This is a genomic window from Cupriavidus sp. 01T418 (assembly GCF_056398885.1).
In genome coordinates this window covers 45842-67703 of sequence record NZ_JBFTQG010000052.1, presented here as the reverse complement: position 1 = coordinate 67703, position 21862 = coordinate 45842, and the positions used below count along the sequence as shown (strand labels likewise).

At 65.6% G+C, this 21862-nt stretch carries 16 protein-coding genes; 5 read left to right on the top strand and 11 right to left on the bottom strand.

Features of this window, described 5'->3' with window-relative positions; all coding sequences use genetic code 11:
- Window positions 1-29: 29 nt before the first annotated feature.
- The 3 genes from AC1DQ3_RS31380 to AC1DQ3_RS31370 form a co-directional block, all read right to left on the bottom strand.
- Window positions 30-1079, bottom strand: a complete 1050-nt coding sequence (locus AC1DQ3_RS31380; protein ID WP_477124033.1) for a patatin-like phospholipase family protein — start codon at window positions 1077-1079, stop codon at window positions 30-32.
- A gap of 200 nt (window positions 1080-1279) precedes the next feature.
- The gene (locus tag AC1DQ3_RS31375) at window positions 1280-2512 is read right to left on the bottom strand and encodes an MFS transporter (RefSeq protein ID WP_477124017.1); all 1233 of its coding nucleotides are present in this window, start codon (window positions 2510-2512) and stop codon (window positions 1280-1282) included.
- A 51-nt stretch (window positions 2513-2563) separates the two neighbouring features.
- Window positions 2564-3253 (bottom strand): HAD family hydrolase, encoded by a 690-nt coding sequence (locus AC1DQ3_RS31370; protein ID WP_477124016.1) that lies wholly within the window; start codon window positions 3251-3253, stop codon window positions 2564-2566.
- Between the two features lie 176 nt (window positions 3254-3429).
- Here AC1DQ3_RS31370 and AC1DQ3_RS31365 point away from each other — a divergent pair, with 176 nt between their 5' ends.
- Window positions 3430-5796 carry a DNA polymerase II gene (locus AC1DQ3_RS31365; RefSeq protein ID WP_477124015.1) on the top strand — a complete coding sequence of 789 codons (2367 nt, stop codon included), beginning with the start codon at window positions 3430-3432 and terminating at the stop codon, window positions 5794-5796.
- 62 nt (window positions 5797-5858) lie between these two features.
- Here AC1DQ3_RS31365 and AC1DQ3_RS31360 read toward each other — a convergent pair whose 3' ends face one another.
- From AC1DQ3_RS31360 to bfr, 3 genes are all read right to left on the bottom strand, one after another.
- Window positions 5859-6353 (bottom strand): LuxR C-terminal-related transcriptional regulator, encoded by a 495-nt coding sequence (locus AC1DQ3_RS31360; RefSeq protein ID WP_477124014.1) that lies wholly within the window; start codon window positions 6351-6353, stop codon window positions 5859-5861.
- 203 nt (window positions 6354-6556) lie between these two features.
- Window positions 6557-8095, bottom strand: coding sequence for a methyl-accepting chemotaxis protein (locus AC1DQ3_RS31355; protein WP_477124013.1), 1539 nt, complete (start codon window positions 8093-8095; stop codon window positions 6557-6559).
- Between the two features lie 648 nt (window positions 8096-8743).
- Window positions 8744-9220, bottom strand: a complete 477-nt coding sequence (gene bfr, locus AC1DQ3_RS31350; RefSeq protein WP_477124012.1) for a bacterioferritin — start codon at window positions 9218-9220, stop codon at window positions 8744-8746.
- A gap of 567 nt (window positions 9221-9787) precedes the next feature.
- On the opposite strand from bfr, the gene AC1DQ3_RS31345 reads away from it, so the two are divergent.
- The 4 genes from AC1DQ3_RS31345 (at window position 9788) to AC1DQ3_RS31330 (ending at window position 13133) form a co-directional block, all read left to right on the top strand.
- Window positions 9788-11179: a porin gene (locus AC1DQ3_RS31345; RefSeq protein WP_477124011.1), complete on the top strand. Its 1392-nt coding sequence runs from the start codon at window positions 9788-9790 to the stop codon at window positions 11177-11179.
- 71 nt (window positions 11180-11250) lie between these two features.
- The gene (locus AC1DQ3_RS31340; RefSeq protein ID WP_477124010.1) at window positions 11251-11811 is read left to right on the top strand and encodes an FMN-binding protein; all 561 of its coding nucleotides are present in this window, start codon (window positions 11251-11253) and stop codon (window positions 11809-11811) included.
- A 17-nt stretch (window positions 11812-11828) separates the two neighbouring features.
- On the top strand, window positions 11829-12644 hold the full coding sequence (locus tag AC1DQ3_RS31335) for an FAD:protein FMN transferase (RefSeq protein WP_477124009.1): 816 nt from the start codon (window positions 11829-11831) through the stop codon (window positions 12642-12644).
- 96 nt (window positions 12645-12740) lie between these two features.
- Window positions 12741-13133 (top strand): hypothetical protein, encoded by a 393-nt coding sequence (locus AC1DQ3_RS31330; RefSeq protein ID WP_477124008.1) that lies wholly within the window; start codon window positions 12741-12743, stop codon window positions 13131-13133.
- A 72-nt stretch (window positions 13134-13205) separates the two neighbouring features.
- Here the strand turns inward: AC1DQ3_RS31330 and AC1DQ3_RS31325 are convergent, their stop codons facing one another.
- The 5 genes from AC1DQ3_RS31325 to AC1DQ3_RS31305 are packed head-to-tail and all read right to left on the bottom strand — an operon-like array spanning window position 13206 to window position 21858.
- Window positions 13206-14954 carry a glycosyltransferase family 39 protein gene (locus AC1DQ3_RS31325; protein WP_477124007.1) on the bottom strand — a complete coding sequence of 583 codons (1749 nt, stop codon included), beginning with the start codon at window positions 14952-14954 and terminating at the stop codon, window positions 13206-13208.
- 37 nt (window positions 14955-14991) lie between these two features.
- Window positions 14992-18057: an efflux RND transporter permease subunit gene (locus AC1DQ3_RS31320; protein WP_477124006.1), complete on the bottom strand. Its 3066-nt coding sequence runs from the start codon at window positions 18055-18057 to the stop codon at window positions 14992-14994.
- Entirely contained in the window at window positions 18054-19130 is a 1077-nt protein-coding gene (locus tag AC1DQ3_RS31315; protein WP_477124005.1) for an efflux RND transporter periplasmic adaptor subunit, read from the bottom strand. Before AC1DQ3_RS31315 ends, AC1DQ3_RS31320 begins: the two co-directional genes overlap by 4 nt.
- A 44-nt stretch (window positions 19131-19174) precedes the next feature.
- Window positions 19175-20542: a TolC family protein gene (locus AC1DQ3_RS31310; protein WP_477124004.1), complete on the bottom strand. Its 1368-nt coding sequence runs from the start codon at window positions 20540-20542 to the stop codon at window positions 19175-19177.
- The gene (locus AC1DQ3_RS31305; RefSeq protein WP_477124003.1) at window positions 20539-21858 is read right to left on the bottom strand and encodes an ATP-binding protein; all 1320 of its coding nucleotides are present in this window, start codon (window positions 21856-21858) and stop codon (window positions 20539-20541) included. Before AC1DQ3_RS31305 ends, AC1DQ3_RS31310 begins: the two co-directional genes overlap by 4 nt.
- Window positions 21859-21862 lie beyond the last annotated feature (4 nt).

The following is a 21862-nucleotide window of genomic DNA, read 5'->3' as shown; positions in this document are numbered from 1 at the left end:
GGCGCTTCCCGGTTGCCCGGTCGTCATCCTCAAAGGAATTCCTTTCTGATGTCAATGCTCGAGCGCTGGCCAACGTTGTCGTAGTTTTCCTTGATCCATGCCTCGGCCTCAGTCCTCCCCTTGTCACGCAGGAAGCAAAGGAAGCCCCAGTCGGCGTTGTACTTGCTCGACGCGCCGAGGGTGCTCATGGTCTCGTCGGAGCGGATCGAGTGGATCAGCATTTCCTTCATCTCGCCACGATCGATCTTGCCTTGCTGGATGAGCGAAGTCACGAAAGCAATCGCGCGCATTTCCCGCATGAGCGACGAGTTGAAGCTCACTTCATTGACGCGATTGAGAATATCGGCGGCACTGGTCGGCACGCCACGGCGCACGATCGGATTGATGTGGACAATCACGATATCGTTTGTATCGCAGTGATAGATCAGCGGGAAAATTGCCGGATTACCCACATAGCCGCCATCCCAAAAGTACTCGCCATCGATTGCCACGGCCTGAAACAGGGTTGGCGGACAGGCCGAAGCCAGCACGGCCTCGACGCAGATGTCCTCGCTTGAAAAAATGCGTATCCTGCTGGTCTCGACATTGGTCGCGCACAGATAGAGCTGTATCGGGCATTGCTTGCGCAATGCCGCAAAATCGACCTGCTTCTCCAGCACATCCCGCAGCGGATTCATGTTGTTGGGATTGAACTGGTAGGGCGACAGGATGCGCAGAGCGATGTCCGCCAGCGCGTACAAGGGCGAGTGGTTCAGCCCAAAGCTATGTGTCCCTTTCAGCCACGGCACCCAGCGCAACGGGCTGTACCGCTGCGCCGACTGCGCGATGGCAAACCAGAAATCGTGGAGCGCCTGGCGCGCCCGGTCCTGCCCGCCTTGCAGCAAACCATAGGCGAGCACAGCGGCATTCATCGCTCCCGCACTCGTGGCACTGACGCCTTCGATGGCGAACCGCTCATCTTCGAGCAAGCGGTCGAGGACGCCCCACGTGAACGCACCGTGCATGCCGCCGCCCTGCAAGGCGAGGGCAATTGGCTTTTGTTCGCCGTTACCGGTCTGCCTGCGGATATTCCCAGCCATCCCAAAGCTCCTTGGTGGTGCGCACGGGGAGCATGCCCGCCGGGTATCGGCTTTGCGCGGGCGTAGCGTGAAGTATCGTAACCAGCGCTTCCCGAGGCGTTTGCTCGGCGGCTGCCAGACAAGTTTCCAGCAGTGCATCGAATGAAAGGGGCCGCTGTTCTGAAGTGTAGTAAAGATGTGATGCTTAATCGTGGCGCACGTCAATCGACTGGCTTGATGCGCCGGAATGCGCCAAGGAGCGCGAAGTCATAGGCGATCTTGAGCAGGCCGCAAGCAACCAGGGGTGCGCCGACCCAACCCATCGCCAGCAGGCCGCCCGCGAGGGTCGGACTCAGCGCGGCGGCGAGGCTCCTGGGGACAGCGGTCAGGCTGGCGGCAGCAGGGCGCTCGGGCGGCGTCACCGCGGCCATCACATACGCGGTTCTCGTCGGCACGTCCATCTGCGACAGCGCGCTGCGCACGAGCAAGAGGCTCAGCGTCACCGCCAGGGAGGGGGAGAACGCGGCCGCGATCAGGCAGAGGCTGGACGGAATATGGGTGAACACCATGGTGTTCAGCAAGCCGAACCTGCGAGCCAGCGGCACGGCAACAAGCTGGGAGCCCGCGCTGAGCAACCCCGACCAGAAAAAGAACTGTCCGGCGGCCCCGGGCGAGAGCCCGAAGCGCTGCATCAGCCAAAGCGCCAGCAGCGAGTTCACCACCAGGCCACCGGCAAAGGCGTCGACGCTGAACAGCAGGGCAAGGCGCGTGACGATCCGGCGAGACGGGCCAAGCGGCACTCTCGCCGACACCAGGTGCGCGGGGGCCTCGGGCATGCGTGCATAGAGGAACCACAGCGCGACACCGGTCAAGGCGTAGAAGAGAAACATCGCGCGCATGGCGCTGAGGAGCAATATCCCAAATTGCGCGGCGAGCCAGGCCGGCAGCGCTGCTGCCAGCGCGCCAATGGCGGCGCAGAGGGCACCGGTCAGGCTGTAGCGGGCGAACAGCGCCGTGCGTGCATCCGCACCAGCGGCATCCGCGAGACAAGCCTGCTCCAGTGGCAGGAACACGCTGACGTCCCCGGAACCGGGGTTGATCGTACCGACGAACGCGACGAGCAGCAGCGGCCATAGGGAGGAGAGTCCGGCGAAACCGATGCCGGTCGCGGCCATCAATGCAGCCGCCAGCACAAGCAGGCGGCGCTGCGGGTAGCGATGGCCGAGGACGCCAACCAGTATCGTCGACAGTGCCGAGCCGATCAGGGTGGCACTGCTGATCAAGCCTACTGCCAGTTGCGCGAAACCGAGCGCGAGCAGGTACGTTGGCAGCAGGACGGCGACGAACCCGTCACAGAAACCGCGTAGCGCCCGGCCGACGAGAAGGGGCAGGGCGCCGGCATGGACACCTGCAGGCAATAACAGGCGAGCAAGCCGGGCTTGACCAGCGGTCACGGGAGGCTCCTCAAGCGTTTGAAGCGTTTGCACTGCGGTACGCGAGCCACACTATGCCACGGCAAGCGGCCTCGCCAGTTCGACAACGGGCCATCCCCGTTCCTTCGCAATCGCACGCAGGCGCGGATCCGGCGCCACCACGATCGGATGGCTGACATGCTCCAAGAGAGGCAGGTCGTTAAGCGAATCGGAATAGAACAGCGTGTGATCGAATTCCTCCCAACGCCGGCCGATCACCGCCAGCCAGTCCGCCACCCGTCCCACCTTGCCCGCGCCGAAACTCGGCACGCCGATCATCTCGCCGCTGAACTGCGCCAGCGGGCCGTCGCCGATGGTGGCGGCCTGCGAGGCCACCAGGTGCTTCACGCCGAAAGCGTCGGCAAAGCCGCGCGCGACGAAGTCGTTGGTGGCGGTCACGATGCAGCACAGGTCGCCGGCGGCCTGATGCTGGTCCACCAGTTCGCGTGCCGGCGCCGGGATGCGGTCGGCGATGCCGGCAATAAAGGCGCGGCGCCAGGCTTCCAGGTCGCGGCGGTCGTAGCGCGCCAGGAAGGACATGCAGAAGCGCTGGAAAGCATGAATATCCAGCTTGCCGTCGGTGTAGTCCTGGGCGAAGCGCTGGTTTTGCGGGGCGAATTCGGCTTCGTCCAGCACGCCGCGCTGCATCAGGTAGCGCAGCCAGGTGGAGCCACTATCGAAAGGAATCAGCGTGTGATCAAGGTCAAACAGTACGAGTTGCATGTGCGGTACGGATAACGATGAGGTCGGGAATGGCGAAATCCCGCACATGATACGGGGTTGGGCACCAGGCCGGCCAGGAAGCCGGCCTTCAGTGCGCATTCCCGAGACACTGGCCTGGCCGCCAACGACCAGTAAAATACCTGCCTCAGGTCCGGCAGGTTCTCAAAGGCAGCAGGGTGGCGCAACGACAACACGGTTTTCTTCTGACTCGACACTGGCGCGATACGCCCGCCGGTACGGAGGTCGAGTTCTGGCTGGCAACCGATGGCGGCCCGCGGCATGTCCGCCTGGCGTCGCAGCCTTCGGTGGCGTTCATCCCCGCTGAACAGCGCCAGATGGCGGAAATCGTATTGCGCGGCGAACGCAATGCCGAACTGCGCGAACTATCCCTGCTTGATTTCCACCGCCGTCCGGTACTGGGGCTGTATTGCCAGCAGCATCGGCAGTTGATCAAGCTGGAGAAGCAACTGAAGGATGCCGGCGTCAGCGTCTACGAAGCCGACATCCGTCCCCCCGAGCGCTACCTGATGGAGCGGTTCATCACCGCGCCGGTATGGTTTGCGGGCGAGCCGAATGACAATGGGCCCTTGCTCGACAGCCAGATGAAGCCGGCACCGGAGTACCGCCCCCGGTTAAAGGTGGTGTCGCTGGACATCGAGACCACCGCCCACGGCGAACTCTATTCCATCGCGCTGGAAGGCTGCGGCCAGCGCCAGGTGTATATGCTCGGCCCGCCCAACGGCGATGGCAGCGGACTCGACTTCGACCTGGCGTACTGCGACAGCCACCGGCTCATGCTGGAAAAGCTGAACCAATGGCTGGCGCTGCACGATCCCGATGCCATCATCGGCTGGAACGTGGTGCAGTTCGACCTGCGCGTGCTGCAAAAGCATGCGGATCGCGATGCGGTGCCGCTGGTGTTCGGCCGGGACGGCAACTTGCTCGAATGGCGCGAGCACGGATTCAAGGACAACCATTTCTTTGCTTCCGCCGCAGGCCGCCTGATCATCGACGGCATCGAAGCGCTGCGATCCGCCACGTGGAATTTCCCGTCCTTCAGTCTGGAAAACGTGGCGCAGACCCTGCTGGGCGAGGGGAAATCCATTGACAACCCCTATCAGCGGATGGCGGAAATCGACCGCCGCTTTGCCGAGGACAAGTCCGCGCTGGCGCGCTACAACCTGAAAGACTGCGAACTGGTGACGCGGATCTTCGCCAAGACCGAGTTGCTTACCTTCCTGCTGGAGCGCGCCGCGGTCACCGGGCTGCCCGCGGACCGCAGCGGCGGCTCCGTCGCGGCTTTCACGCACCTCTATATGCCGCTGATGCACCGCCAGGGCTATGTGGCGCCGAACCTGGGCGAAGTGCCGGAGGGGGCCAGTCCCGGCGGTTTCGTCATGGATTCACTGCCCGGCCTGTACGATTCGGTGCTGGTGCTGGACTATAAAAGCCTGTACCCCTCCATCATCCGCACCTTCCTGATCGATCCGCTAGGGTTGGTGGAAGGCCTGCACGATCCCTCGGATGAAAATTCGGTGCCGGGCTTCCGCGGTGCGCGCTTCTCGCGCAAAAAGCACTGCCTGCCAGCCATCGTCAGCCAGATCTGGCAGGGCCGCGAAGCCGCGAAACGCGAGCAGAACAAGCCGCTGTCGCAAGCCTTGAAGATCATCATGAACGCGTTCTACGGCGTGCTGGGATCGAGCGTCTGCCGCTTCTTCGATCCCCGGCTGGCGTCGTCGATCACGATGCGCGGCCACGAGATCATGCATCGCACGCGCGAACTGATCGAGGCCCAGGGTTACCAGGTCATCTATGGCGACACCGATTCCACCTTTGTCTGGCTCAGGCAGCCGCACTCGGAGGAACAGGCCGCAACCATTGGCCGCGCGCTCGTCCAGCTTGTCAACCAGTGGTGGCAGCAGCATCTGCGGCAGCAGTACGGGCTGGAGAGTGCGCTGGAACTGGAGTTCGAGACGCACTACCGCCGCTTCCTGATGCCGACGGTTCGCGGCGCCGAACAGGGCAGCAAGAAGCGCTATGCGGGGCTGGTCGCCAGGGCGGATGGCAGCGAGGACATGGTCTACAAGGGGCTGGAGACGGTACGCACAGACTGGACGCCGCTGGCCCAGCAATTCCAGCAGGAGCTTTATCAGCGCGTCTTCAAGAAGCAGCCATATCGGGAGTATGTGCAGGACTACGTCGCCCGCACCTTGAACGGCGAGTTCGAAGCCCGGCTGGTTTACCGCAAGCGGCTGCGCCGGACGCTGGAAGACTATCAGCGCAACGTGCCGCCGCACGTCCGCGCGGCGCGTGTTGCCGATGCATTCAATCGCAAGGAAGGGCGGCCATTGCAGTACCAGAATGGTGGCTGGATCAGCTATGTGATGACCGTTGCAGGGCCGGAGCCGCTGGAAACCCGGCGTTCGGCGATTGACTATGAACACTATCTGACACGGCAGTTGCAGCCAGTGGCGGATGCCATATTGCCGTTCTTGGGGGATGATTTTGAGTCGTTGGTGACTCGGCAGAGGGTGTTGTTTTAGGCGGTGGGTGGGGTTGGGGGGGCATCAGATCGGATCTCTGACTCCCCGATCGCGCTATCGCGCTATTGCGACGCCCGGAATGAGTGCCGCATTTTAGCCAACGCCTCCGCTCGTCTGCGCACACCGAGTTTTCTGAAGATTGTCGACACGTATTCCTTTACGGTGTGCTCAGCAAGGCCAAGCCGCTGAGCAATGGCCATGTTGGAATGGCCTTCCAGCAGAAGCGCCAGCACTGTACCTTGGCGCAGGGTCAGCGCGAGGTCTGCCGGCGTGAACTGGTCCATTTGCGTTGATCCATGCAGTTGAGCCTCTGGGACCTTCACATAGGCGTAGGGCGCTTCACCCTGAAGATCCGGGTTCGCCGGGCACTCTCTCAGTCGCGCGATGACATATATCCGGCTTGGTACGCCAAGGCGCTTGAGGATTGTAGACACATCCCCCTTGGCGGCGTTCTCCGTTATCCCCAAGCGCCTGGCGATGTGCTTGTTGCTTCCGCCGTCCAACAGCATTGCAAGTACTTCACGTTGACGTTCGCTCAGGCCGAGTTCAGCGTGCATGTTTCTACCGGAAGAGTGGCAATCAATGAGATTTGAGTCCGAACCGGGAGTTGGCGCCATGACAGAGGGCTTTGATAAGTAAATAGCCGGCCTGGCCTTGATATCGGCCAGTGCGGTGGCACGCAGTGGGCGGGTTGCAGCGCCGCGTGAGCGTGTTCCATTTCCCCGGCGCTGCCGTTGCTCCCGCCATGCGTGACAGCCGCTCAGCGTTCCAGCCTGAACACCGAGACGGCGGCCTCAAGCCGCACCGCCTGATCCTCCAAGGATTCGGCGGCCGCCGCGGCCTCTTCGACCAGCGCGGCGTTCTGCTGGGTGACAGTGTCCATCTGCGCGACGGCCTGCGCGATCTGGCCGATGCCCTTGCTCTGCTCGTTCGACGCGGATGAGATCTCGTCCATGATGCTGTTGACGCGCGACACGGCGGCGACGATCTCCTGCATCGTGTCGCCCGCCGCGCCGACGAGTTCAGCACCGGCATTCACGCGCACCACCGACGTTTCGATCAATCCGCGAATCTCCTTGGCGGCGTCCGCGGAGCGCTGCGCCAGGGAGCGCACCTCGCCGGCAACGACCGCGAAGCCGCGCCCGAGGTCTCCCGCGCGGGCCGCCTCGACCGACGCATTCAACGCAAGAATGTTGGTCTGGAACGCAATGCCGTCGATGATGGAGGTGATCTCTCCAATTTTTGCGGAACTGTCACTGATCTCGCCCATTGTGCCGACGACGCGCCTGACCATCACATCCCCGCGCTGCGCAATGCTGGACGCCTGCTGCGCGAGCAGGCTTCCCTGGCGCGCGTTTTCTGCGTTCTGTTGCACGGTGCCCGAGAGTTCATCCATGCTCGCCGCCGTCTGCTCCAACGAAGCAGCCTGCTGCTCGGTGCGCGACGACAGATCCATGTTGCCGGCGGCGATCTCCCTGGACGCGGATACCACGGCTTCGCTGCCGCTGCGCACGTCGCGCACGGTCTTCAGCAGGTTGACTTTCATGCGCGCAAGACCGGCAAGCAGTTGCGCGGTTTCATCGTGGCCCGTCACCTCGATGTGCGATGACAGATCGCCGGACGCAACCGTATCCACGAACCCGACCGCCTTGCCGAGCGGCGTGGTGATCGACCGGACGAACGCCCAGCAGGCGGCTGACACAAGCAGGAGTACCAGGGCAGTACCCGCCACGCCGAACCACAGCACCCGCTGGTAGGTCGCCTGAGACTTCGCGTACGTCTCTGCCGCCACGTCGATTTGCAACTGCGCGAGTTCGGCCAACTTTGGCGAGAGCGGATCGAGCACGGCCCCGATCTCCGTCGCGACGAATGCCCGGACACCAGCCGTTTCGTTGGCGCGCAGCAATTCGACAAGGCGAGCGGTGGCCGCATCGGCGCGATGGATCATGGGCCCCACCTGCTCAACCAGCGCGGCTTCCCGGCCGGTCAGCAAGGTGGTCCGATACGCGGCCCATGCTGTCGCAATCTGAGACTGCGCCGTCGTGATTCTGCGGATCGCTTCCGCAGCATCGATCTGCCCGTCGTGAACCTTGTGGGCGCTCCCACCGACGCCGGCACCGTACGCGTCCTTCACGGCCTTCAATTCCCCAAGGCTTACGACGCGATCGGCATACATCGACTTCATCAACATGTTCGCCTCTCTCAATTGCAGTATGCCGATGCCGGACGAAAGCGCGAGAAGGACGAGCAGCCCGGCAGAGAGCGCAATCAATCGAGCCTTGATTGAGAATCTATTCATTGAAGAGTCGATAGAAATGGTTAACAAGTCGGCAGCGGTCAGTCGAGCAACGGCGCCGTAACAGGCTCGGCGACCGCTCATGGCATGGCATCGCGGTGCGGATCGCCAAAACTCCACCGCAACCCCGAATCTGGACGGCATCCTGGAGGCCGTCTCATCACCGTCACTGCACGCGCGCCTCGAAAAAGGAAAACGTTTTCCAATGTAATGGGAAGAGAACAGGAAGTCAATGGCTTTTCCAAGACTCGACAGCGGCAAGGTGTCGATGTACGCGGGCACGGCAGATCGCGCGGAACCGCGGAAGTCTAAGTTTTGCCATACGAGGAAAACGATATCCTCAACGCACGCTGGCCCCGACTGGAGCAGCACTGCGGGTTACGCTTGACTCACATTGCCACGCCTGCCCGCTGGCGCCCATTGAGCAGGCGGAGGACCGAAACGGTAGGTGCGGTGCACGGGCCTGCGGCATGACCGCCGTCGCATGCGTGACGGCGTGGTGCAACACCGTGCCGGCGAGCAGGACGCGGGATCGGCGAGGCGCTCGTTGATCCAGCCCACTGCAAACGGACCGACGCCACCGCTGATCGTATTGGTCAGGATGGCGCGCACCGGTGGCACCTCGTCCGCCGTTGGCTCCGGCGGCTGGAATCAGGAGGGAGACCCCATCGCGGATTGCAGATAGTTCTGCAGGCCGACCTTTTTGACCAACTCTATTTGCGTCTGGAGCCAGTCGATGTGCTCTTCGGTGTCATCGAGAATCTCGACAACTATCTCACGCGAAACATAATCGCCGACGGATTCGAAGTACTTGATGGCTTCCTTGGAGCTGGCTTGCGAAACCAGCTCGAGCTTCAGGTCGCAGCCCAGCATTTCCTCGGTGTTCTCTCCCAGCAGCAGTTTGTCGAGATCCTGCAGGTTTGGCAGCCCATCGAGCATCAGGATGCGTTCGATCAGCTTGTCCGCATGCTTCATCTCTTCGATCGATTCGTCGTACTCGTGCTTGCCCAGCGCGCTCAGGCCCCAATGCCTGTACATGCGCGCGTGCAGGAAGTATTGGTTAATTGCCGTCAGTTCATGCTTTAGCTGACCATTGAGAAGCTGAATAACCTTCTTGTCGCTTTTCATGATATTGATTCCCAATTACATGGTCCTCAGGATTTAACGGGGCAATTCAAATAATAATTTGATTGTTTTGAAAATCAAGATAATAAATTCAATTCTAATTGCAATTGCTTATTGTTTTGATTTTCATTCGAGCCGGCAGGGTGAATCCGTGGCGCGTGCCGAATTCGAGGCATTCGCGCTGGCCCTCCGCTTCCCGCCGCTTACGCCTCTTCCACCGGATTGGAATGTCTGTCAGGGATAACGGTTGATACGTCCATACGTGTCCTTTGTTGAACACATTCATGACATTGATGGCATGTCCATATGTCTGTATGTCTCTTGATGTTTCTGGCATAGGCGTCGTTTATCAGATCTGCCGGGTTTTTCCTTGGCCCGATGCAATGAAGCAACACTTTCGATCTGGCGTTGCAAATGTGCGCAAGCGCACTATCGGAGTCTCCGTTGCCTTCCTATAATCCGTAACGCAAATCGTTCGTATTATTGATTCGCGCGCCATGCGCTGTATCTGGCACTTTTTAGCATCCTTCGTCCTTCATGCGTCACGGGATACGACAATAAGAAAACGCCATGCACACTAAAAAAACGATGTTTGCCGCGGCTGTGCTCGCCGTGGTGGGTACGCCTGCGCTCGGCGCGCCGCCCAACGTCAGTCCCGCGGTGGTGCAGCAGCTCGAACGCAAGATCGACGACATGGCGGGACAACTGGAGGCGCTCAAGGCCGAACTGCAGGCCATGAAGGCGCAGAACACCGCGCTGGCGACGCAGCAGCAGACCCAGGCCAGGCAGCAGGCCGACCAGACCGCCCAGGTCGCGCAACTGCAGGCTTCGCAGGAAAACCTGCAGCAGGTCGCCGCCAAGCCATCGCCACTGGATAACCTGAGCGTGTTCGGCTACGGTGAGATCAACTATGCGCGCCCGACCCGCAACACCAACGACACCCGTGCCGACCTGGGCCGCGCTGTCTTCGGTTTCGGCTACCGCTTCGACGAGAAAACCCGCTTTGCCTCCGAGTTCGAGGTCGAGCACGCCATCGCGTCCTCCTCCGATCCCGGCGAGTTCGAGGTGGAGCAGTTCTACGTCGACCACATGTTCACCCCCAAGGTCGGCATGACTGCCGGCTTGTTCCTGATGCCGGTCGGCCTGATCAACGAGCATCACGAGCCCACCGCCTACTATGGCGTCTATCGCAACTTCATCGAGACCCTGATCATCCCGAGCACCTGGCGCGAAGGCGGTTTTGCCCTGCACGGCAATACGGATATCGGACTCGAATGGAACGCCGGCGTGACCACCGGGCTGGACCTCTCCAAGTGGAATTTCACGACGCAGACGCCACTCTACAATTCCGCGCTGGAACTGCAGATCAATGGCGTGGCGCCGATGCAGGCGACCCACCAGGAATTGGCCCTGGCCAATGCGAAGAACGCCTCGCAGTATCTCTCGCTGAACTATCGCGGCGTGCCCGGCTTGCTGGCGGGCGCCTCGGTATTCACCGGCAACGCCAATCCGGCGGCCGGCGCGAGCAGCCAGCGCTCGACCTTGTGGGAAACCCATGCGCGCTGGACGCCCGGCAAGTGGGACTTGTCGGCACTCTATGCGCAGGGCTATATCAGCAATACCGCCCAGGTCAACGCGCAGTTCCCGGGCACCGCGAACCCGATGCCGGCGTCCTTCTATGGCTGGTATCTGCAGGCTGCCTACAGCGTGTGGCAACACGGCAGCTATCGCGCCGTGCCGTTTGGGCGCTTCGAGCGCTACAACATGGGGGCCAGGTACGAAGGCATCGCCCCCGGCTTCTCGGCGCAGCCGGCGGGGTTCCCCAAACCGTACGATACAGTGTGGACGGCAGGCCTGAATTTCTACCTGAACCCGAACGTGGTGTTCAAGGTTGACTATCAGCGCTTCCGCGTCAATCGCGACTTCAGCCGGTTCGACCTGGGGCTGGGCGTCTATTTCTAGGCGAGCGGGGCTCGCCGGGAAGCAGGAAGAAGGAAGTAGGAAGTAGGAAGAAGGAAGAATAGGAAGAATCGATGCATTACCGTGCCGTTCCCATCGTCCTGATCTGCGCCGCGGCGGCCGCGTCCGCGGGCTTGGTCGTCACCCGGGTGCACGCGGCGGAGTACATGAGCGTGGCCGAGAGCCAGAAACTGATGTTCGCCGACGCCACCGAGTTCGCGCCGCTGATGGTCGCCTTGAATCCGGACCAGCTCAGGCAGCTCGCGGAGCGCGCCGGCGGGCCGCCCCGGATGAGCGCCTGGCGGGTCTGGGAGGCGCGGCAGGGAAGCCATGTTCTTGGCTTCGTCGTGGCCGACGCCGTGATCGGCAAGTTCGAGCTGATCAACTATGCGATTGCCCTGAGCCCGGCGGGCGAGATTCGCGATGTGGAGATCCTGGCCTATCGCGAGAGCCACGGCTACGAGGTGCGCAACAAGCCATGGCGCAGCCAGTTCACCGGCAAGTCCGCGCGAGCCAGCTTGCATATCGGCGACGATATCGACAACATCAGCGGCGCCACGCTGTCGTGCACGCATATCACCGACGGCATCCGGCGCATTGTGGTGATGGCGCAGATGGCGTTGGTGAAGGGCTGACAATCGCAGACAATGCCGTGAGCCTTGCCGCCCATTCCACCCTATGCCGCCGCGCGCGCCCGCTTCTTGGCACGCTGGTGGAGATTCGGGTGCGCGGCACCGCGGCCAAGGAGGCGGTGCGCGCAGCCTTCGCGCAGGTGGAACAGGTGCATCGCCTGATGAACTGCCATGAAGCGGACAGCGATATCGGCCGGTTCAATGCGGCCGCGGTGGACCAGCCGATCGAGATGGACGCCTGCACGCTCGCGGTGCTTGCCCTCGCGGCCCGGCTGCAAGTGGAGAGCGAGGGGGCGTTCGATTGCGCGTGGGGCGAGGCGCCGCCTTGCCGGGAGCCAGCGTGGATCATTGAAGGGACGACGATACGCAAGACAAGGCCGCTGTGCGTGAATCTGGGCGGCATTGCCAAGGGGTACGCGGTGGATCGCGCGGCGCAGGCCATGGCCGGATTCGACATCGACCATGCCCTTGTCAACGCGGGCGGCGATATGCGTCACACCGGCACGGCGCCCGCCGTGGTGGCGCTGCGCGAGCCGGGTGCGCCGGCCCGTACGGCGATGCTCTGGCAGCTCGATAATGCGGCACTGGCCAGCTCCAGCGTAGGCGGCCTGCGTCCGGGCCCGGATACGCCGCCGCGCATCGGCGACCGGCGTGCCTCTTCCATCCTGCCGGCAGGCGCTGGCGCCAGTGTGCTGGCGCCTTCGTGTACGCTTGCCGACGCACTGACCAAAGTGGTATTGGTCTGCGGTGCGCCGCATCACCCCATGCTGGCCCGATATGGCGCCCGTACGCTGCTTTATCGCGACGGAAGGCCAGACGAAAGAGACGACTGCTAGCCCTTTTCCATGCCATTCCGCCCGATGTCCAATCCCCATGTTTCCGCCCGCAGGCAGCGCCGGACTTCGCGTATCAGCCGACAGCGGCGCCTCGCCTTGTACGCTGCGTTCGCGCTGCTGCTGGGTACTGGCCTGGTGTGGTTGCTGGTGCACTTCCTGGGGCTCGATCCCGAATCGACGGCGCCGTGGCAAGCCTGGAGCATGAAAGTCCACGGGGCGGCAGCGTTCTATGTGACGTTCCTGCTGGGCATCATGTGGTCGGAACACATCCGGTCTTGCTGGATCCAGGGCCAGAATCGCCTTGCCGGCGGGTTGTTCGGCGCCGTTGTCGGATTGTTGCTGGTGACCGGCTTCGGCCTCTATTACTTCAATGGCGAAAGCCTGCGCAGCCTGACAGAATGGCTGCACTGGAGCGGCGGGATTGTGGTCGGAGCGCTGTTCTGGGTCCACCGCGCGGTGGGGCTGCGCAGGGCGGCGGGCCGCGATTGAGCGCGCATGCGCCAGATTCAAAAGCTGGATGCGGGCGCCATCACGGCGCCGCTTGTCGTGGATTTGCCCCGCTCAGGGGCGCGGCGAGGAAGCCGGCTGGAAATTCGCGGCCACGACACGCCGCAGATCCTGCGCGACCACGTGCATGGGCACCCCCCGCGCCGTCAGCTCGCGATAGGTGTCGGGCGACATCACGGCCATCGCTGGCGTGGCCGCACGCCAGCGGGCTAGGAAGGCGTCGAGCGTAGGCAGCCATTTCCCCGGCTCCTGGGTGGTGCCAAACTCCAGCTCGTCGGGGTGTTCCACCATCACCAGCGGATGGCCCAGGTAGAAAGGCAGCGTGTGGTCGAGCATGCGCACCCCGTAAAGCGGCATGTCCGCCTTGAGCACCGGCTGGATGTCCGGCACCAGGCTGGCGCCCGAGGCCGGGCCGCCGATCGATTCGTGTCCCAGCAGCGCGGCGGTGAAGCCGATGAACAGGGACAGCGCATAGGCCACGATGCTCGGCATCAGGCCGTGGGTGCGCAGCAGCCGGCGCGCCAGCCACAAGCCCGCCAGCATCAGCACGAAGGCGACGGCCACCCACACGGCGTACACGCGATATGCGGCATTCGGCGTGTGGTTGGAATGCAGCGTGGCCACCACCGGGCTGGCCAGCAAGCCGATCGCCATGATAGCCAGCATGCCGTTGAGCTGGCGTTTCCAGCCTCGCTCGTCGATGCGTTCCAGCGCGACCGCCGCCAGCATGCCCAGCGCCGGGAAGATGGGCACGATGTAGCCGGGCAGCTTGGAGTCGGACAGGCTGAAGAAGACAAAGATGGCGCTGGCCCAGACAGCCAGCAGCAGCGCCGGCCGGAATGGTCGGAACGGTTGGAATGGCCTGCCGGCCGCCGCGCGCGCCGCGGCGCCATCGTCGCGGATCACCTGCCACATGCGCGGCGCCAGGCCCAGCCAGGGCACGAAGCCCGCCACCAGCAAGGGCACGAAGTACCACAGCGGTCCCCCGCGCGAATGCACCTTCGAGGTGTAGCGCTGCCAGTGCTCGTGGATAAAGAAGAAGTTCGGAAATTCGGGATTGCGCTCGGTCACCAGCCAGAACCAGGGCACCGTGACGATCAGCATCAGCACGATGCCGGAGACCAGGTGCAAGCGGCGCCACAGGCCGAAATCGCGCGAGATCAATGTATAGATCACCAGCACCAGCCCCGGCAGGGCGATGCCCACCAGGCCCTTGCTCAGGATCGCCACGCCCATCGCCACCCAGCAGGCCCACATCCAGTAGCGGCGCGCGGCCGGCGTGGCGGCCGGATGCTGGGCCAGCAGCATGAAGGCCAGCACGCAGGCCATGGCGCCGGACAAGGTCATGTCCAGCGAATTGAAGTGCGCGGCGACGCTCCACATCGGTGCGGCCACCAGCACCAGGCCGGTCAGCAGGCCGGCGCGGATGCCGTACCAGCGGGTTGCCGCCAGCGCCGAGACCAGCAGGCCGGCCATGCCGGACAGCGCCACGCAGAGGCGGGCCTGCCACTCGCCCACGCCAAACAGCGTGTAGGCGATGGCCGTCGCCCACATATGGAAGGGCGGTTTCTCGAAGTACTTGAGCGCGTTGTAGCGGATCGTGACCCAGTCGCCGCTGGCGAACATTTCGCGGGAGATTTCGGCATAGCGGCCTTCGTCGGAACTGAGCAGGTGGCGGGCATCCAGGGTGCCGAACCAGACCAGCAGGACCAGCAGCCCGGCAAGCAGCCACACGGACAGCGGCAGGCCGGCAACCATGCGGTCGGATAACGCGGGGCGTCGGGCGTCGGATGAGACAGGCATCGGATCTCCAGGCGGATGAAATCGAACGGGGCGGCGTTCAGCCATGCGCTGCCTTGCGGTGCATCAGCGCATACAGCACCGGCATCAGCAGCAGCACCAGCGGCAGTTGCACCAGCAGGCCGGCGATGATGGCGATGGCCAGCGGCTGCTGCATCTCGGAGCCCTGGCCCAGCGCCAGGGCCAGCGGCAGCAGGGTCAGGATGGCGGCGAGCGTGGTCATGGCGATCGGCCGCATGCGCTGCTTGCCGGCCTCGGCCAGGCTGTGCGCCAGGCTTTCGCGCGTGGGCGCGCCGTCGCCGGCGAGCGTGCGCTGCTCGGAGAAATAGAAGATCGCCACTTCGGTGACGATGCCGATGATCATGGTCATGCCCATCATGGCGGAGATATTCAGTTCCGTGCCGGTGACCCACAGCCCGATGAAGACCGCCGACACCGACAGCAGCGACACGCACAGGATGGCGCTGGCCAGGCGGAAACTCTCATACAGGAAGAGTAGCAGCAGGTAGACCAGCGCGGTGGCGGCAGCGAACACCATCATCAAGCCGTGGAAGGCAATCTGCTGTTGCTGGTAGAGGCCGCCCAGCGTGTAATAGCTGCCGGGCGGCAGCGCGCCGGGCCGTGCCAGCGCCGTCTTCACGTCGGCAATCACGGAGCCCAGGTCGCGGCCTTCGATACGCGCGGTCACCGCTACCATCTGCTTGAGATTCTCGCGGGTGATCTGGGCCTGGCCGCTGATCGGTTCCAGCGTGGCCACTCGCCGCAGCGGCACCAGGTGGCCGTCCGGCGCGCGCAGGGGCAGATCGCTCAGGCTGGCGTCGGTGGCGCGCAGTGCGGGCGGGGTCCAGAGCCGCACGTCCACCATCTTCGGGCCTTGCGCGACGGAGGTGGTGACGGTGCCGGCCAGGTAGGCCTGCAGCGCACGCGTGATGGCGTCCGGGTCGAGGCCTTCCACGGCCGCCTTGACCCGGTTGACCCGCACATTGATGGCGTCGCCGGCGGGATTGATGCCGTTCTTGACGTCGACCACGCCATCGATCTTGCCGATGCTGGCGGCCACCCGGCCGGCCAGCGCCGGCAGCGTGGCGGCGTCCTGGGCGAACAGCTTGACCTCCACCGGCTGTGGCACCGCCGTCAGGTCGCCGATCAGGTCCTCCATCAACTGCGCCAGCTCCACGCTCAGCCCGGGCACCTCATGCTCGATGCGCCCGCGTACGTCCTGCATGACCTGGTCGACCGGCCTGCGCGGTCCGTTCTTGAGCCGGACAAAGAAGTCGCCCTGGTTGGTCTCCGACAGCCCGCCGCCCAGGCCGGTGCCGGTGCGGCGCGAATAGGTCTCGACCTCGGGCGTGGCCGCCAGGATGCCCTCCACCTGGCGCAGCAGCCGGTCGGTTTCCGACAGCGCCGTGCCTGGCTGCGAGCGATAGTCCAGCACGAAGCCGCCTTCGTCCATGGCCGGCATAAAGCCCGAGCCCACATGCTGGAAGGCGAACGCGCCAGCGGCCAGCAGTACGGCCATCGCGGCGAAGACCTGCCACGGGCGCGCCAGCGCGCCTTCCAGCCACAGCGCGTAGCGGCGGTGGCACCAGGCGGTGAAGCGGCCCGGCGCTGCTGCCCCGCGGTGTTCGCGCAGCAGGTATTGCGCCAGCAGCGGCACCGCCAGCCAGGTCAGCAGGAAGGAGATCGCCAGGCCGGAGGCCATGGTGATGGAGAGCGCCTTGAAGAAGGCGCCGGTGACGCCGGTGAGCAGGGCCAGCGGCGCGAACACGATCAGGGTGGCGGCGCTCGATCCGGCCAGCGGGCGGAAGAACTCGATGGCTGCCAGCATCACCCGGCGGGGCGTGTCCGCATGGCTGCCGCTGGCGCTGGCCAGGCGCCGCTCGATATGCTCGATCATGACGATGGCATCGTCGATGATCAGGCCCACCGCGGCCGCCATGCCGCCCAGCGTCATGATGTTGAAGCTCATGCCGAACAATTGCAGCACCACCACGGTGGTGGCCAGCACCGCCGGCACCACCAGCACGGCGATCACCGTGATGCGCAGGCTGCGCAGGAACAGCATCAGCACCACGGCAGCCAGCGCCACGCCGATCAGGATGGCGTCGCGCACGCTGGCGGCGGATGCGGTCACCAGCTGGCTCTGGTCGTACCAGTTCGACAGCTTGACGTCGCGCGGCAACTGCGCGGTGTAGCCGTCGAGCGCGGCGCGGATGTCGCGCGCGATCTGCACGCTGTTGCTGCCGGGCTGCTGGTATACCGCCAGCACCACCGCATCCTTGCCGTCGGCGGTGACGCGCAGCCACTGCGGCCGGGTCGCGCGCTCGACGGTGGCCACGTCGGCCAGCCGCACCAGGCCGTTGTTGCCGGTGGCCAGCACGGTCTGGCGGATCGCGTCGAGATCCTTGAAGCGGGTGTCGGAGACCACCAGGTAGAGCTTGTAGTGATCCTCCAGCCGGCCCACCGCGCTGATCACATTGGCCGCGCTCAGGGCCCGCCCCACGTCGTCCATCGATAATCCATACGCCTCCAGCCGCCGCGGATCGACGCTGACGCGGGTCTCCTCGATGGCGCCGCCCGACACCTGCACGCTGGCCACGCCCGCCACGCCGGTGAGCAGGGGCCGCAACTGGTACTCCGCCAGGTCGCGCAAGGCGATGAGCGACGTCCCGCTGGCGGTCAGGCTGTAAGCGATGATGGGGAACACGGTCGGGTCCATGCGACGCGTGGTCAGGCGCGTGCCGGTGGGCAATTGCGGCAGGATCTGGCCCACCGCCGCGCTGACCTGCAGCGTGGCCGCTGTCATATCGGTGCCCCAGGCGAAGTTGACCGACACCTCGGCGCTGCCGCGGCTGGTGCGCGAGCGCACGTCGGCCACGCCCGGGATGCGGCGCACCGCTTCCTCCACCGGCCGCGTCACCTCCAGTTCCATCTGGCTGGCGGGACGGTCGCCGGCGTCGAGCGACAGCGCCACGCGCGGAAACTCCACCGTGGGGAACAGCGAGACCGGCAGGCGCAAGGCCGAGACCAGGCCGGCGATGGCGAGCAGCGCCACCAGGAACAGGATGGAGCGGCGATGGCCGTGGACCCAGCGCGCGGTGCTCATCGGGCCTGCTCCGCGGCTGCAAGGCGTATTTTCATGCCGTCGGCCAGTTCATAGTTGCCTCGGCTCACCACCGGCAGCGCGGCGTCCAGCGGGCCGCTCACGCTCAGCCACTGGCCCTGTTCGGCCAGGATGCGCACCGCCACCCGGTGGGCCGTGCCTTGCCGCACCTGGTAGAGATAGGCGCCGGCGGCGTCGCCGAGCACGGCCAGCCTGGGCACCACCCAGCCCGGCTGCTCGCCGGTGCGGATCTCCGCCCGCACCTTCATGCCGGGTACGAAATCCGCCGCGGCACGCGCGGGCAGCGTGACCACGGCATCGATCAGCTGCGTCTTGGGATCGATCAGGTCCTGCAACTCGCCGATGCTGCCCTGGACGGTGGTCGCGGGCGCCTGCAGCGGCGCTAGCGCAACGGCGTCACCGGGATGCACCCGCGCGCGCTCCGCCGGCTCGATGCCCAGCACCACGCGCAGGCTGTCGATGCGCCCGAGCCGGACCAGGGCCGCGCCGGGCTGCACGCGCTCGCCCTGGGCGACATTGACTGCCAGCACCACCCCATCGAACGGTGCCGTCACCACGGCGCTGGCCACGTCGCCGCCCAGCTTGCGCTGCGCCTCGGCATTGGCGCGCGCGTCGGCCACCGCCTTGCCGGCAGCCTGGACCTGGCCGGCGGTGGCCAGTTGCAGCGCAAACAATTCGTTGGTGCGCGCGGCCTCGCCCTCGGCCAGCGTCAAGGCGGCCAGCGCCTGGCGGTAGGCGGCCTCGGCCATGGGATCGCTGGCCAGCGTGGCCAGCGGCGCGCCCTGGGCCACGCGCTGCCCCGGCAGCACCGGCAGGCGCAGCACCTGCCCGGCGCGGGGAAAGCTGATGCTCTCCGCGCGGCCGGGCGAGACCTCGCCGAAGACCGTCATGGTCAGCGGCAGCGCCGCACTGCGGGCGGCCACGGTTGACACGCTGGCGATCACCTCGGCGGCGGCCTTGGGCGGCGGCGCGGCCGGGCGCAGCCAGGCCCAGCCGGCCAGGGCTGCCAGCGCGAGCGTGGCGCTCAGGATCAAGGGTTTGGTCAATGGGGGCATGAACGGGGGCGGCAGGCGTGCCGCATCGAAGTATGAGGTGGGAATCAGTCCGGCGCCGCGCCGGGCGGATCGCCACCGAGCAAGGCTTGCAGGCCGATCTGCTGTTCGCGCATGGCCTGCTCCAGGTCGGCGCGCTCGACTTCCTTGGCCAGCACGCTCAGCTCCAGGGTGGCGAGCGCCAGCGCGTCGATGTTGCGAGCGGCGAACGCAGCCCGCATGCGCTCGCTGGCCTGCCGCAGGCGCTCCAGCGCGGCGCTGGTCTCGGCCAGCTGGCGCTGGTTGATCTGCTGCTCGGCCAGCAGGCGCTCGATCTCGGCGTTGCTGGCATTGAGGCGCTGCTGGTACTCCGTGCGCAGCTTGTCGCGGGTGGCCTGCTGCACCGCCACCTCGCCGCGGTTGCCGTTGAAGATGGGCAGGCTCACCGTGATGCCGAAGCCGCGGGTATTGGTGTTGCTGGTGTCGCGCGAACGCTGCACACCCACGTTGAGGCTGGGAAACTGGCCCAGGATGGCGGCGCGGTAGCGCGCATCCTGCGCGGCGTAGCCGGCCTGTAACGCAAGCAGGTCGGGGCGGCGGCGCGGCAGCGCTGGCAGCAACGCGCGCACCGCCGCGGCATCGGCGGCGGCCGGGGCCATGCCGCCCTTGAGCACCAGCTCGGTGGTGGGGGCAATGCCGAGCAACTGGTTGAGATCGTGCCGTGCCTGGTTGACCTGGCGCTCCAGGTCGTGGATCTGCTTGTCGACATCCTGCAGCGCGCTCAGGTTGGGCGTGACCGCATCCAGGGTCAGCAGGCCACGCTCCAGCGCGGTGCTGGTGCGCTGGTAGCGGTCGGCCAGCACCGCGCGGGTGCGCGCCAGCAGCGACATGCGCCGGGCGGCCGCGTCGAGGCGGACAAAGAGGATGCGGGCCTGCGCCACCACCTGCCACTCCTGCCACAGGAGGTTGAGATCGGCCTGCTGCGCGTCGTTGCGCGCCGCGTCCCGCGTGCTGCCATAGGTGAGCAGGCTGCTCACCGCGTAGCTCAGGGCCGCGTTGAAGGCGGTCGACGTGCCGGGGCCGCTGACCAGCGGGAAGTCGCGCGTCAGGTTGAATTGCGGATCGGGCAGCAGGCGGGCAGCAAAGGCCTGCGCCCGGGACACGTGCGCGCCGGCGCGGGCAATCTTGAGATCGGGATTGTTCACCACCGCCAGCATGGCGACGTCTGTGATATCCAGGCCGCCGGCAGGATCGAAGCGGTGCGCGGCCAGTGCCGGCAACGGCATGCTGGCGGCATCGACCCGCACATGCGCCGGATCCGCCACGAAATCCGGCGCCGTGGGCAGCGGCTGGGGGCGGTAGAGCGTGCAGCCGGCCGCCAGCAGCAGCGGCAGGCAGGCGGCAAGGCTGGCGGCAATATGGGCGGGCCGGTTCATGCGCCGCGCTCCGGCGGGAACACCACCGCCACCGTCAGCCCGCGGCCCCCGGGGCCATCCTCCAGCAGCACCGTGGCACCGTGGCGCGCGGCAATGCTCTGTGCGATCGCCAGGCCCAGTCCGCTGCCGTGCGCGTCGATGGCGGCACCGCGATGAAAACGGCGAAACACATTGTCGCGCTCGACTTGCGTGATGCCCGGCCCGGTATCGCTCACGCCCAGCATGGGCGCATCGCCGCGCCACTCGATGCGCAGGTCGACCCGGCCGCCCGGGCCGGTATAGCGGACGGCGTTGTCGGCCAGGTTGCGCAGCAGGATAAAGAGATCGCCGGCCACGCCACGCACCCGGCATTCGGGCGCAAGCGCGTCCAGGCCCAGGTCCACATCCTTGGCTTCGGCCATCGGCAACAAATCGCGCACTACCTGCACCGCCACGTCGTGCAGGCTGACTTCGGTGACAGGCGCCTGCGCGGCAGCGGTGCCATCCTCGCTGCGCGCCAGCGCCAGCAACTGCCCGACCAGATGCGTGGTGCGGTCCAGCCGTTCGCCGAGCTTGGCCAGCGCCTGTTTTTGCTTGTCTTCGCTGTCGGCGCGCAGGGCCAGCTGCAATTGCAGCTTGAGGGCGGTGAGCGGGGTGCGCAGTTCGTGAGCGGCGTCGGCGACAAAGGCGCGCTGGGTGTCCATGGCATGCTGCAGTCGAGCCAGCAGGGCATTGAGCGCAGCGACTACTGGCATCAGCTCGGGCGGCCATCCACGCTCGTCCAGCGGCGCCAGCGAATCGGCCGAGCGGCTGCCGACCGCGTGCGCGATCTCATCCACCGGACGCAGGGAGCGCCTGACCACCAGGTGGATCAGCACGCCAAGCACCGGCACCAGCGCCAGGATCGGCAACAGCGCACCGAGCGCGAGCGAGGCCGCGAGCTTGCGGCGAAACACCACCGATTGCGCGGCCTGCACATAGCGGTCGCCGCTGGGCAGGCCATAGGTGCGCCATTCGCGGTCCAGCGCATGCAGGTTGTGAAAGCCCGGCAGGTCAGCGCGCGGCAAGGCCACCGGGTGCGAGGCGAAGGTCTGGCGGCCCTGCGCGTCCCAGGCCTGCACCACGATCTCCTCATCGAGTTCATGCGCGCCCAGCGGCGGCGGGGTGTTGCGTTCCAGGTTCGGCGGCAGCAGGCGCGCCGCCTGCTGCAATTGCGCATCGAAGACTTCGTTGGCCTCGCGGCGTACCTTGAAATAGGCGACGGCGCCGGCCACCAGGGCGCAGGCGAGCATGGCGCCGATCAGCCCGGCGAGGAGCTGGGCGCGGATTGTCTTCATGCTC

What these genes read in the sequence shown, in the direction of transcription:
- AC1DQ3_RS31380 (WP_477124033.1), bottom strand. Translation starts at nt 1,079, where the DNA reads ATGGCTGGGAATATCCGCAGGCAGACCGGTAACGGCGAACAAAAGCCA.
- AC1DQ3_RS31370 (WP_477124016.1), bottom strand. Translation starts at nt 3,253, where the DNA reads ATGCAACTCGTACTGTTTGACCTTGATCACACGCTGATTCCTTTCGAT.
- AC1DQ3_RS31360 (WP_477124014.1), bottom strand. Translation starts at nt 6,353, where the DNA reads ATGCACGCTGAACTCGGCCTGAGCGAACGTCAACGTGAAGTACTTGCA.
- AC1DQ3_RS31355 (WP_477124013.1), bottom strand. Translation starts at nt 8,095, where the DNA reads ATGAATAGATTCTCAATCAAGGCTCGATTGATTGCGCTCTCTGCCGGG.
- bfr (WP_477124012.1), bottom strand. Translation starts at nt 9,220, where the DNA reads ATGAAAAGCGACAAGAAGGTTATTCAGCTTCTCAATGGTCAGCTAAAG.
- AC1DQ3_RS31345 (WP_477124011.1), top strand. Translation starts at nt 9,788, where the DNA reads ATGCACACTAAAAAAACGATGTTTGCCGCGGCTGTGCTCGCCGTGGTG.
- AC1DQ3_RS31340 (WP_477124010.1), top strand. Translation starts at nt 11,251, where the DNA reads ATGCATTACCGTGCCGTTCCCATCGTCCTGATCTGCGCCGCGGCGGCC.
- AC1DQ3_RS31325 (WP_477124007.1), bottom strand. Translation starts at nt 14,954, where the DNA reads ATGCCTGTCTCATCCGACGCCCGACGCCCCGCGTTATCCGACCGCATG.
- AC1DQ3_RS31320 (WP_477124006.1), bottom strand. Translation starts at nt 18,057, where the DNA reads ATGAGCACCGCGCGCTGGGTCCACGGCCATCGCCGCTCCATCCTGTTC.
- AC1DQ3_RS31315 (WP_477124005.1), bottom strand. Translation starts at nt 19,130, where the DNA reads ATGCCCCCATTGACCAAACCCTTGATCCTGAGCGCCACGCTCGCGCTG.
- AC1DQ3_RS31310 (WP_477124004.1), bottom strand. Translation starts at nt 20,542, where the DNA reads ATGAACCGGCCCGCCCATATTGCCGCCAGCCTTGCCGCCTGCCTGCCG.
- AC1DQ3_RS31305 (WP_477124003.1), bottom strand. Translation starts at nt 21,858, where the DNA reads ATGAAGACAATCCGCGCCCAGCTCCTCGCCGGGCTGATCGGCGCCATG.